A 12,627-nucleotide genomic window follows, 5' to 3' on the forward strand; every position below is an offset into this window, starting at 1 on the left:
TCCTAGTTAAATATTTTGTTCATTGCTTCCAGAACAGTACTTACACCAATGATTTGAATCTTATTATTCTTAGTCCAATCACCTAAGTTATTCTTAGGTACAAAAATACGTTGGAAACCAAGTTTCTCAGCTTCATTAACACGCTGATCGATTCGGTTGACTCGGCGTACTTCACCAGTAAGCCCTACTTCACCAACAAAACAGTCAGTGGCAGGAATACCAATATTTTTATAACTGGATGCAATGGCCATTGCCAATGCCAAATCAATAGCTGGCTCATCTAATTTTACACCACCGGTTGACTTCAAATAAGCATCTTGGTTCTGAAGCATTAAATTACCACGTTTTTCGAGGACCGCCATAATAACTGACACTCGATTGTGATCTAATCCCGTTGCTGTACGCTTAGCATTACCGAAGATAGTAGGTGTAATCAATGATTGAATTTCAACCAAAATTGGACGTGTTCCTTCCATAGAAACAACAACCGCCGAACCATTGGCGTCTTTTAGACGTTCTTCAAGAAATATTTCGGACGGATTAGCAACTTCAACTAATCCCTTCGTCTGCATTTCAAAAATACCAATCTCGTTAGTCGAACCAAAACGATTCTTAACTGAACGTAAAATTCGATAACTGTGATGAGTATCTCCCTCAAAGTATAGAACAGTATCTACCATATGTTCCAATATTTTTGGACCAGCGATTGCACCGCCCTTAGTAACATGTCCAACAACGAACACAGTGATGTTTTGTTGCTTAGCAATATTCATCAATTCAGACGTTACTTCACGCACTTGTGAAATACTTCCGACGGCTGATGAGATCTCTGGTTCGTCCATTGTTTGAATCGAATCAATGATCAAATAGTCTGGGTTCATGCTATTGATAGTGTCACGAATATAGCTCATATCGGTTTGAGGATAAATGTATAATTCATCCCCATGGACATCTAAGCGATCGGCACGCATCTTGATCTGTGAAGCACTCTCTTCACCTGACACATATAATACTTTGCCACCAGTCTTTTGCAACTGACCGGCAACTTGTGTCAATAGTGTTGACTTACCAATACCAGGGTCACCACCGATTAAGACAAGTGAACCTGGGACAATTCCACCACCAAGGACACGATTCAATTCTGATAGATCAGTTTTGACACGTGGTTCTTTTTGGAATGATACATCGTTTATTTTGATCGGTTTGGAGTCCAAGTCACTAGTTCTACGACTCGGAGTAGCCTTAGCTGATTCAGCGTGTTCTACTTCTTCAACCATTTGATTCCAAGCACCACAGTTAGGACAACGTCCCAAATACTTAGGTGAAACATAGCCACAATTTTGACAAACAAACTTTGATTTTGATTTAGCCAATAAAATAATTCCTTTCTAAATACATTATATGCCGGATGAACCGAAACCACCTTGGCGTTTCTTCAAGCCGCCCTCATCTTCATCAGTTGTTAGATACTTGATAAAAATACCTTGTGCCAGACGTTCACCTTTCTTAACCGTGTAGTCGAATGGGAAGAAATTGATCAATTGAATAAACAATTCTCCTTCATTACCTTCATTATTATAGTAGTCAGCGTCAACCACACCGATTCCGTTCGGGATCGATAGTCCACGTTTCAAAGGATTACTTGAACGACTAGCGATGATCAGTACTTCATCATCTTGCATATATGCTTTGACACCAGTTGGTACTAAAACTGGTTTAATATTTTTTTGAATTTCTTTTGTTTTTGTATCGTCAATTTTACCTTTACCAAAAATAAATTTGATAACATTCAAAACACCGAATTTCCACATTGATGGTACAACAAAGTCTTCCGCACTCTCAATGTCATATCCAGCAGCGTTTTTAGTCTGACGAACTGGTAAATTAATACCCTTATTTTGATATTTTTTTACAATTTCAAAGCCACGTTTTTTTGTCAAATCGAAACTCTCCCATTATCATTAGATAACTAAAATAATAGCATTTAAACCATTATAAAACTATTGATTCGACTGACTTTCTTCCATTAATACGGTAATATTGAGGTAAATATATTTAGAGAGAAGGTAGTTTATGGAAATAAAACAAGAAGACGGTCGTTTTTTTATTGAAGAAGATGAACTTGTCGGTGAAATAACCTATTCACCAGTCAAAGATGGTGTTATTTCGATCGATCATACCTTTGTGAATGAAAATTATCGTGGACAAGGTATTGCTGGCAAATTGCTCAATGAAGTTTTGGATTATGCAGACGGGAAAAATTTAAAAATTGTTCCTGTGTGTGAATATGCCAAATTTGCATTCAAGAACAAACCAGAGATCCGTTATTTATTAACCGAAAATTACCAAAAGCTCTTAGAGGAGGAACGTTAATTGAATCAAGATGAATTGAAAAAAGCCGTCGGCATTAAGTCCGTTGACTTCATTGAAAGTAACACAGTAGTTGGATTAGGTACTGGCTCAACTGTTTATTACATGATCGAAGAACTTGGCAAAAGATACCAAGCTGGTGAGATCAAGAATATCGTTGGTGTTGCGACATCTTCACGTTCTCAAAAACAAGCTGAAGGTCTTGGCATTCCCATGAAAGATCTAAATGATGTTGATCACATTGATCTAACGATCGATGGTGCTGACCAAATCGACAAGAATTTCCAAGGTATTAAGGGTGGCGGTGCTGCTCACCTACTTGAAAAAATGGTTGCCACAAACTCTCACAAGAATATTTGGATCGTAGACCAATCAAAAATGGCTGACAAACTTGGCAGTTTCCCACTACCACTCGAAGTAATTCCATTCGGTTGTGAGAAGACTTTTGCCGACCTACAGGCAGAAGAGTTGCATCCCGAGTTCCGTTTGGATGACAATGGTAAGCGAGTATTAACTCACAATAAGAACTATGTCATCGACTTGAAGATGGGCGAGATCAATCACCCACACTTACTCGCTGAATGGTTAGATCACCAAGTGGGTATTGTTGCACATGGTCTATTCCTAGACTTGGTCAATACAGTTATCGTCGGACGTGACGATGGCCCAGAAGTTATCAAGGACGTACGTTAATACACTAATAAATGAGGGAGAGATTTTATGAAGGAAATTACTTCAAAAGAACTAGAAAAATTTCAAACAGCCTTTGAACAAACACCAGGTTCATCCGCTATCAAGAACGCAGTTGCTAACAACGGCATCTTACAATCAAGTGAGACTATCGCTTCTAAAATCGCAATGGACCCTACTTTTTCAGTTGAATTAGATACTGGATCAGTATCTGATCAAAAGCAATCAGGACTATGCTGGGTATTCGCTGCCTTGAACACTATGAGACACCCTATCCAAGCTAAGTTCAAGATCAAGGGCTTCGAATTATCAGAAGGCTACATGCTATTCTGGGACAAACTAGAGAAGTCTAACTTCTTCTACGAAAATGTTATCAACACTGCTGCTCTTCCAGTTGGCGATCGTAAGGTCGACTTTTTGATGACAACACCGCAACAAGATGGTGGCCAATGGGATATGATCATGGCACTTGTTGCAAAATACGGTGTCGTTCCTAAGAGCGTGATGCCAGATACATACAGTAGAACTAAATCATCAGAACTAAATACAGTTCTTAATACTAAATTACGTAAAAATGCTATCGCCTTACGTGACTTAGTTAATGCCGGAAAGTCTGAAGAAGATATCGAACGCGTTAAGAATGAAATGCTTAGTGAAATCTACAAGATTTTGGTATACACAGTCGGTGAACCACCTACTAAATTCGACTGGGCTTACCGTGATGATGACAAGAACTATCACAAGGAAACAGACATCACACCTCAAGAATTCTTCAAGAAGTACGTTGGCTGGGACCTAGACAGCTACATCTCAACTATCAATGCACCAACAGCTGACAAGCCATACAACCATGTCTACACAGTTGAAATGTTAGGTAATGTACTTGGTGGACGCCAAGTACGTCACTTGAACCTTGAAATCAATGACTTCAAGAGCCTTGCTGTTAAACAACTACAAGACGGCGAAGCTGTTTGGTTCGGTAGTGATGTGGGTCAAAGCTCTGATCGTAAGATCGGTATCATGGATACAAATATCTATGACGTTGAAGGACTATTCAACACTGACCTATCAATGACCAAAGCTGAAAGACTAGATTACACCGAAAGTATGATGACACATGCCATGGTACTAACGGGTGTTGACTTAGACGAAAACGGCAAGCCAACCAAGTGGAAGGTTGAAAACTCATGGGGTGAAAAAGTCGGAACAAAGGGTTACTTCGTAATGAGTGATTCATGGTTCGATCAATATGTTTACCAATTGGTTATCAACAAGAAATACTTGAGTGATGATTTGAAGAAGACCTTCGAGGCAGAATCTCAAGAACCTACAGTGCTTGCACCTTGGGATCCAATGGGAGCATTAGCATAGAGAGTGGAGAATGCCGGGAGATTCTGAGCACTGCCTAAGATAGTGAAGGTGCCAACGAAGTTGGTGCATTTACTATCTGTAGCAGGCGCAGGAATCTGGCTTTCGCAACTCGTTTTAGAAAACGTATAAAACTATATCCGTCTCCAGAGTGAGAATATTCACCGCTATGCGGGACGGTTCGAGCCTAAGAAGCGGTCTCGACCCTCGGTTTAGAGACTTACCCAAAATCGGTAAGTCTCAAAACACGCCCGATAGTGTAAATGGCTAAAGCCATAACACTACTTTCACAGCGGATAACTATTCTCACTCTTCCGACTAGTTTGTTCTTTAAAATACTTTATTATTATCTATACTGAATTGTTACACTAAATTCAAAATTTAAATATTTAACTGTATCCAAAGAGGAATTGTATTACACCTGATTATATTAAGTGTGATACAACTCCTTTTTTTAGTTACTCCAATACCCTATAATGAAAATTATAATAAGAAGGAGTTGTTCATATGAAAAATAACCAATTTGCCATTCGTCCAACTGACTTTGACACACAGATTCAGGAATTACAGAATCTTCATTTTTTAACATCTAATAATGAAATGATGAACGATCCGATCGATTTGTACACAGATCTCTTGCGACTTAGTCTTTTAAAGGCTAAGTCGAAGGCTGCCTTCGAACAAAAATTATCCACTTATATGGCAACACCTGACCAAGATGCTCTGGAGTACCTAAAAAGTAACGATGAACTGTCAGTTCAAGCATTCTACAATATTGCCCTGCAACTACTGGAATTCAATCCCGATGTAGATTTTTCATTCGAAGATCCTCTGGCTGCAATGAAGAAGATTCAATTAAAAATTGCTGACCATGAAGGTAATGTCTTCACAATCAACGAATTAAAATCTGCTTGGTATTGGCTTTTAGCAACCCACAACAAGAACGGGCAAACATTCATTGACTCATTAGCTGCTAACGGATACTTTCTTCCCTTCTATGGCGAGATCGGTGAACCTTTACTCTTCAACGGAAAATCAATGCCAGTTTTTAATCCACATAAATTAATTCGTGAAGTCGTTTACGTTGAGTCACCCCAAGATACTGACAACGATGGTAAATTGGATCTACTCAAGGCTGAGATCCTACGCCCGGCTGAAACAGAAGACGGATTAAAGGTTCCAGTTCTTTATACAGCTAGCCCTTATAATCAGGGAACTAATGATGAAACGGGCGAAAAAATAATGCACAATGTGAACATTCCGTTGGAGCACAAAGAACCAAACAACTTGAAGTATGAGGACATTGAATACAAAGCACCCGACAAAAAATTACCAGAACCAAGAACAGTTACTGGACAAGATGAAGTCGCCGAAGAAACATTTGCCAGAGAACAATCATATACCTTGAACGATTATTTCTTAGCACGTGGTTTTGCTGTCGTCTATGCTGCCGGAATTGGTACAAAAGATTCTGATGGTGTGAGAACAACTGGTGATCCCGAAGAAACAACCTCGACTGTCTCAATTATCGAATGGTTAGCCGGAAATCGCCGTGCCTTCACTAACAAGGTCGATAATATCGAAATCAAGGCTTGGTGGTCTAACAAGTCAGTCGGTATGACCGGCAGATCATACCTGGGAACACTAGCAACTGCCGCTGCCACTTCAGGAGTTGAAGGATTGAAGACAGTTATCAGTGAAGCTGCCATTTCTAGTTGGTATGACTATTATCGTGATGGCGGACTCGTTATCGCTCCCGGTGGCTTCCCCGGTGAAGATGCGGATGTCTTGGCTGAAGAAACATTCAGTCGTCGCCTACAACCTGGTGACTTCCACAAAATCAAGCCACTATGGGACAAAAAACTTAAAGAAATTACTAATGGACAAGATCGAACGACCGGAGACTACAATACCTTCTGGGATGCTCGTAATTATCATAAGGACTTTAAGAACATCAAAGCTGATGTTTTGATGGTTCACGGTCTGAATGACTGGAATGTTAAGCCACGAAACGTAGAAAGATTATGGAATGGTATCCGTCATAACGGCGTTACACAAAAAATAATTTTGCATCAAGGACAACACATCTACATCAATGCCTTTCGTTCCGTCGATTATACCGATATCGTCAATCTTTGGTTAACTCACGAACTGCTTGGAATAGATAATCAAGCTGAGAAAATAATTCCCGATGTTCTAATCCAAGATAACGTCAAGCCTGAAACTTGGAATAGTTATGAAGACTGGAGCAATGACGATAACCCTAAAATTAAATATAATTTATCAAGTGATAAATTGTCTACAGTCGACCGTACCAGTGAAAAACTAACCTTCAGTGACCAGTTAGATGATAGTTTATTTAACCGTTACAAGAACCATAACGATGAATGGCAACGAGATCTAGCAGACTTGGACAACGACAAAATGTCAAAACACCGACTCCTATTTACAACCAATAATATAGAAGAAACTGTTATTGATGGAAAAGTAAACGTCAATTTGAACGTAGCTTCTAGTCAGAATATGGGTATGCTCAGCTTTCAATTGATTGACTATGGTAATGCCAAACGATTCAAAGTCTCACCTGCTTTATTAGCTCATAATGGATTAGCTGAAACTTATGATTGGCGTGAAGATGATCTACGTGAATTCAAGCTTGGATCAGAAACGAATTATAAGATGATAACCAAGGGTCACATTAATTTGCAAAACAGAGAAAATACGTATAGAGTAAGCGACCTTGAACCAAATAAGTTCTATCAAATTTCTGTTGAACTACAACCTACTTTTTATCGCATTCCTGAGGGACACAAACTAGGATTGATCGTTTATGCAACAGACTTTGGTATGACTATTCGTGGCAATCAAGATATTGAATACTCAATTCAAACTGGCGAATCTAATCTTTTGGTTCCGATTCACAAATAATAACGATTTGAACCAAAAATCGATTTTAACATTGACATCAAGGTTGCCATGACTAGACCAAAATTAAAAGGTTCCATGCAATCATTTCTAATGTTATAATCGCCGTTGAACTGTTTAATTTGGAGATTATTTATATGGAAAAAAATCAATTGAATTCACTGAAGAGTAATCCCCATTCAAAGATGAGTTTTGCCGGTTTCCTAATTGCTTTGGGAATCGTGTATGGAGATATTGGAACATCACCTCTATACGTTATGCACTCATTGATGGTGGGTAATGGTGGATTAGAAAAAATGTCCACCGACTTTATTTTGGGTAGTGTATCTTTAATATTCTGGACACTTACTTTGGTCACGACCATCAAGTACGTGTTAATCGCCTTACGTGCTGATAACCGTGGTGAAGGTGGTATCTTTGCGCTTTACACCTTAGTCAGGAAGCGCGCTAAGTGGCTACTCATACCAGCGATGGTTGGTGGCGCCACTTTCTTAGCGGATGGAATGATGACACCAGCAGTTACCGTTACGGCGGCAATTGAAGGTTTGAAGGGTGTTAAGTTCAATAATAATATTTTGATCAATAATCAAACTCAAGTTATCATCATTACTTTGATCATCTTATCAACCTTGTTCTTCATTCAAAGATTCGGTACTCAGCTGATCGGTCGTGCCTTTGGACCCATCATGCTAGTTTGGTTCTCCTTCCTCGGATTAATGGGTATCTACAACATCTCATTCGACTGGACGATCATTCGTGCCTTGAATCCTTACTACGCTTTCGAACTATTACGTAGTCCAATGAATATCCGTGGTATTTTTATTCTAGGAAGTATCTTCCTTGCCACAACTGGTGCCGAAGCACTCTATTCCGATATGGGACATGTCGGTCGTCCTAATATTTATACCAGTTGGCCATTTGTTAAAGTCTGCTTGTTACTAAGCTACTTAGGACAAGCAGCTTGGCTGATGCGTCTTAAGGACAATACGGTATTGCAACAAATGGGTTCAGCTATGAATCCGTTCTACCAATCAATGCCTGCTAATCTACGATTATTTGGTATTTTGTTGTCTGCCTTTGCGGCTATCATTGCTTCTCAAGCTTTGATCTCAGGTTCATACACACTTGTATCTGAAGCAACAAAACTAAGAATCTTCCCACGTTTGAAAACATATTATCCAACTAACTTCAAGGGACAATTGTACATTCCAACTGTCAACTCAATTATCTGGGTAGTTTGTCTATTCATCGTTATCTTCTTCAAGACTTCCGAAAACATGTCTAATGCTTACGGACTTGAAATCACAATCACTATGTTGATGACTACGATCCTATTACATCAATGGTTGTTGATGAAACGTGCTAATCGCTTCTTCACTACGATCATCATTAGTTTCTTCTTCATCATCGAGAGTATCTTCTTCGTTACCAACAGTAGTAAGTTCATTCACGGTGCCTATATCACAATGGGTATCGCTGCTGTTCTTATCAGTGTTATGTTCATCTGGAGATATGGTGACCGTCTAATGGACGACAATACGTTCAGAAGTCACTTTGCTTCTCTACTAGCATTCAAGCATCAATTGAATGACCTTAGAAAAGACCCAAGTTATCCGCTCTATACAACTAACTTGGTTTACCTAACAAAGATCCATGATGGTTATCGTATCAAGAAGAATATCCTCTACTCGATTCTTGATAAACGTCCTAAGCGTGCTGAAGTGTACTGGTTCGTAACGGTCAATGTTACCGATGAACCTTATACAGCCGCCTACTCTGTTGAAACCTTCGATACTGACTACATGGTCAGTGTCCAACTATATCTTGGTTTCCGTGTCGATCAAAAAGTTAACGTCTATCTAAGGCAAGTCGTCAACGATATGATGTCTAACGGTGAGATCAAGCCACAACCACAGAAATATACAACGATCCCTGACCGTCAAGTCGGCGACTTCTCGTTCGTTCTTATCAAAGAAGTGCTCTCCCCTGACACTAAGATCAGTGGGATCAAGAAGAGTATTATCCATGCTCGTCTAGCTCTACAAAAATTCATCTCACCAGCCAGTTGGTTTGGATTATCTTACAGTGATGTTATGGAAGAACGTGTTCCATTAGTTCTTGGCAAAGTCTCAATGAATCGACTTCGTCTAGTTCGTAAGGACCGTTCAGCATTACAAGATATCCCAATCGATCAACCTATCGATGACGATGATGACGAATAATAGTAAAAAATAAAGCTGATTTCCGTTGGGAAATCAGCTTTTTATTTGCGATTAGTCTTAATAATATTTAACTTAGAATCCAGTTCATAGACCAAGGGAACTCCATTAGCCACTTCGATACCATCGATATCCTTGTCACTAACATCTTCCAAATACTTGATCAAGGCCCTGATCGTACTTCCATGTGCGACGATCAACTGGTTCTTACCATCAAGTAGTTGGGGAGCAACAACATCTGTATAGTAAGGGACGATACGCTTATATGCTTGAAATAAGCTCTCTGAGACTGGCATTGCTCGTGGTCGAGATACTTGTAAGGTCCTACCAACGGATCTGGCTCAGCTAACTTAGGCGGCATTGTGTAATAACTACGACGCCAGAGTCTGACCTGCTCAACTCCATATTCTTCTCTAGTTACATCTTTGTTCTGTCCTCTAAGTGCACCATAATGGCGTTCATTCAATCTCCACGACTTAATGATCGGAACGTAATTGATATCCAAATCATCTTGGATAATATAGGCCGTCATAATTGCTCGCTTCAAAACTGAAGTATGGACCTCTTGTATGTCTATGTTCTTTATTTGATCAGCAGCCTCATGTGCCTGATCGATTCCCTTTTGGGTTAATTCAACATCATTCCAGCCAGTGTAATCATTCGTTGCATTAGCCGTGCTTTGTCCATGTCTTACCATGATAAGTTTTACCATATTCCGACATTACCAACTTTCTTGCGTATTCCCTCTTATATTATCACAAAAAATGAATGAAAATCTTATATTGATTTTCATTCATTTTTTTATTTATAAAATTCTAGTCAATCATCGGTTCATCTAGTCCACGACTACATTCAGCCTGTAGTGTAACGTGGGAGACGTCAAATTTTTCTTTCAAAAGTTTGTCCACTTGATCATAGACGGATTCCAGTTGATCCATATTACATTTTTTTCTGACATTAATGTGCGCATCCAGAATAATGAAATTTTCATCGATCATCCATACATGGACATGATGTATACCGACCACATCCGGTACAGTCATAACTGTCTTCTTAACAGCCTCTAAATCGATTTTGGGGCTAGCTTCCATCAAGATGTTGATAGTTTCCTTAACTACATCAAAAGCCTCTTTAAGGAGCCATACGGCGATAATTATCGTTATTGCTGGATCGACCCAATTCCAATTAAATAATGTCACAAAAATCGAGGCAACAAATACTCCGACTGAAGACAACGTATCAGACAACATATGTAAGAACGTCGCCTTGATATTCAAGTTGTTCTTGGAACCTGACCACAGTGCTAACATCGATACTAAATTCGCTAATAAACCAATAACTGACACTGCCATCATCAAAGTACCGTTGATATGTTGTGGTATTTGAAACCTCCGAATAGATTCAACGATCATAAATATTGTAATGACAATCAATATACTAGAGTTCACAAAAGCTGCCAGGATCTCAGCACGCTTGTAACCAAAGGTCTTCTCTGAATTATTCTGACGGCGTCCGATCACATTTGCGACATATGAAATAACGATCGACAGCGAGTCTTCCAAGTTATGAATTGCATCTGACAACAATCCTAAAGAACCAGAAATTATTCCACCAAAGAATTCGGCAACAGTAATCAAAAGGTTCAAAGCTGTGACAGCCAAAAATCTTTTTCCAGTGATTTTTGTATGATCCATGACATCACTTCCTTTTGACTCCATCTTACCATTTTCAAAAAAAATGCAAAAAAATAAGCTGATCTGACACTCAGCTTATTTCATAATACTATTCCGCTTTATTTTGTCATAGCTGGCTTAGCTACAACTTTAATTGGATGAGCTACATCAATAATATCAGAGAATCTGTTAGTAACATAATCTCTCATACTGTCACTGGCTTCCTTCTTAGAAACATTGTGACAAATGCGCTTCTTAGCAATTCGTTGGCCTGTCTTATCTAAGAATTTGCATGTTACTTCATAATCGCCATGATTACCAAAAAACAACATCATTGTGACCCCCTTTTATAAAATGATAAATACCCCTGATGTTTCGACCAGATATTTATACCACTTTTCAAAAGACGTTACAACACCTTTTGATCAAATTCATTAAAAAAGAATCTTTGTGCAATAGTTCTTATTTTCCATGAAAAAAAATATGATATTATTGACTATAAATAGAAAATTGTTTAGTTAACTTATGGGATACGTATTTAGGGAGAAAAATATGGATAGACGCACTAACAGAGAAAACCGTAAACGTAGTTCTAATACACAAAATAATAATCACAATAGTCAAAGCAGAGTTCAAAGAAACATGGAACGAAGCACCGCTCCAAATAGCCGCTCTGCCCGCGGATCAATGCGGCGTCAAAATACACCTTTTTACCAAAAAAACTCTTTTATTATTTCTATGATAATCGCGGCAATCGTCATCATCGTAGCTGGATTAATCATCTGGCGAGTTAACGCTTCAAAAGATACTGCGCCTAAATCAAATAATATTGAAAAAGTTCAATCGAGCAAAAAATCTACGCCAAAGAAAAAAGTTAAAGCTAAAAAACCTACCAAGCAGGCTGCTCAAAAAGCAACCGATGAAACCAAAGATAAACAAGCTGATAAAAAGAATGACTCAAAGGAAAACTCCGTCAATAACGCTGGTACGTACAACAAACTCAGCTATGACACTGACTGGTTTACTTTCAAGATTTCTAACGATGTCAAACTTGTCAAAGATGCCAATGGCGAAGCTGCTTTACTAGTCAAATATAATTACACTAACAAGACCCAAACAGCACAAATACCGCAACAAGTTCAAGCCAATTCCATTATCTTAAAACAAGATGATAAGCAACTTGATCCCACTGGTGCAACTGGTGATTATGCTGGACTAGTCAATGCTTCCAACACGCAACAAGTTCAACCTGGTAAGAGCTTCGACGGCGCATTACTGGTCAAAGTAAATAACACTGATTCTGATGTCAACATGTACTTCAGAAATATTAAGACGAACGACCTGATGGATACGATGCAACCATTCAAACTAAAATAACACCA

Annotated in this window: 10 protein-coding genes and 1 pseudogene; 6 read left to right on the forward strand and 5 right to left on the reverse strand. The window is 38.9% G+C overall.

Annotation, left to right across the window (positions count from 1 at the left end):
- Positions 1–2 precede the first annotated feature (2 nt).
- Positions 3–1,373, reverse strand: a complete 1,371-nt coding sequence (gene radA, locus JCM14932_RS04045) for a DNA repair protein RadA (protein WP_025023752.1) — start codon at positions 1,371–1,373, stop codon at positions 3–5.
- A gap of 24 nt (positions 1,374–1,397) precedes the next feature.
- The gene (locus JCM14932_RS04050) at positions 1,398–1,940 is read right to left on the reverse strand and encodes a dCTP deaminase/dUTPase family protein (protein ID WP_025023753.1); all 543 of its coding nucleotides are present in this window, start codon (positions 1,938–1,940) and stop codon (positions 1,398–1,400) included.
- Between the two features lie 133 nt (positions 1,941–2,073).
- On the opposite strand from JCM14932_RS04050, the gene JCM14932_RS04055 reads away from it, so the two are divergent.
- From JCM14932_RS04055 to JCM14932_RS04075, 5 genes are all read left to right on the forward strand, one after another.
- Positions 2,074–2,373: a GNAT family N-acetyltransferase gene (locus JCM14932_RS04055; RefSeq protein ID WP_025023754.1), complete on the forward strand. Its 300-nt coding sequence runs from the start codon at positions 2,074–2,076 to the stop codon at positions 2,371–2,373.
- Positions 2,374–3,063, forward strand: coding sequence for a ribose-5-phosphate isomerase RpiA (gene rpiA, locus JCM14932_RS04060; RefSeq protein WP_025023755.1), 690 nt, complete (start codon positions 2,374–2,376; stop codon positions 3,061–3,063).
- 27 nt (positions 3,064–3,090) lie between these two features.
- Positions 3,091–4,431 carry a C1 family peptidase gene (locus JCM14932_RS04065; RefSeq protein ID WP_025023756.1) on the forward strand — a complete coding sequence of 447 codons (1,341 nt, stop codon included), beginning with the start codon at positions 3,091–3,093 and terminating at the stop codon, positions 4,429–4,431.
- Between the two features lie 504 nt (positions 4,432–4,935).
- Entirely contained in the window at positions 4,936–7,356 is a 2,421-nt protein-coding gene (locus tag JCM14932_RS04070) for a Xaa-Pro dipeptidyl-peptidase (RefSeq protein ID WP_025023757.1), read from the forward strand.
- Between the two features lie 134 nt (positions 7,357–7,490).
- Complete coding sequence (locus tag JCM14932_RS04075) at positions 7,491–9,575, forward strand: KUP/HAK/KT family potassium transporter (protein ID WP_025023758.1); 2,085 nt, start codon at positions 7,491–7,493, stop codon at positions 9,573–9,575.
- Between the two features lie 41 nt (positions 9,576–9,616).
- On the opposite strand, the pseudogene JCM14932_RS14460 reads toward JCM14932_RS04075, so the two are convergent.
- The 3 genes and pseudogenes from JCM14932_RS14460 to JCM14932_RS04090 all read right to left on the reverse strand — a co-directional run bounded on the left by JCM14932_RS14460 (position 9,617) and on the right by JCM14932_RS04090 (position 11,580).
- Positions 9,617–10,284: pseudogene (locus JCM14932_RS14460) on the reverse strand (2,3-bisphosphoglycerate-dependent phosphoglycerate mutase).
- 103 nt (positions 10,285–10,387) lie between these two features.
- On the reverse strand, positions 10,388–11,266 hold the full coding sequence (locus tag JCM14932_RS04085; RefSeq protein ID WP_025023759.1) for a cation diffusion facilitator family transporter: 879 nt from the start codon (positions 11,264–11,266) through the stop codon (positions 10,388–10,390).
- Positions 11,267–11,364: 98 nt separating this feature from the next.
- The gene (locus tag JCM14932_RS04090) at positions 11,365–11,580 is read right to left on the reverse strand and encodes a hypothetical protein (RefSeq protein ID WP_225423011.1); all 216 of its coding nucleotides are present in this window, start codon (positions 11,578–11,580) and stop codon (positions 11,365–11,367) included.
- 217 nt (positions 11,581–11,797) lie between these two features.
- Between JCM14932_RS04090 and JCM14932_RS04095 the strand changes: the two genes are divergently transcribed.
- The gene (locus tag JCM14932_RS04095; RefSeq protein WP_025023761.1) at positions 11,798–12,622 is read left to right on the forward strand and encodes a DUF5067 domain-containing protein; all 825 of its coding nucleotides are present in this window, start codon (positions 11,798–11,800) and stop codon (positions 12,620–12,622) included.
- Positions 12,623–12,627: the final 5 nt, after the last annotated feature.

This window comes from Companilactobacillus nodensis DSM 19682 = JCM 14932 = NBRC 107160 (assembly GCF_000615905.1).
GTDB classification, from domain to species: Bacteria; Bacillota; Bacilli; order Lactobacillales; family Lactobacillaceae; genus Companilactobacillus; species Companilactobacillus nodensis.

Excerpts from the sequence above, each read along its gene's own strand:
- JCM14932_RS04055 (WP_025023754.1), top strand. The coding sequence starts at position 2,074 with ATGGAAATAAAACAAGAAGACGGTCGTTTTTTTATTGAAGAAGATGAA.
- JCM14932_RS04065 (WP_025023756.1), top strand. The coding sequence starts at position 3,091 with ATGAAGGAAATTACTTCAAAAGAACTAGAAAAATTTCAAACAGCCTTT.
- JCM14932_RS04070 (WP_025023757.1), top strand. The coding sequence starts at position 4,936 with ATGAAAAATAACCAATTTGCCATTCGTCCAACTGACTTTGACACACAG.
- JCM14932_RS04075 (WP_025023758.1), top strand. The coding sequence starts at position 7,491 with ATGGAAAAAAATCAATTGAATTCACTGAAGAGTAATCCCCATTCAAAG.
- JCM14932_RS04085 (WP_025023759.1), bottom strand. The coding sequence starts at position 11,266 with ATGGATCATACAAAAATCACTGGAAAAAGATTTTTGGCTGTCACAGCT.
- JCM14932_RS04090 (WP_225423011.1), bottom strand. The coding sequence starts at position 11,580 with ATGATGTTGTTTTTTGGTAATCATGGCGATTATGAAGTAACATGCAAA.
- JCM14932_RS04095 (WP_025023761.1), top strand. The coding sequence starts at position 11,798 with ATGGATAGACGCACTAACAGAGAAAACCGTAAACGTAGTTCTAATACA.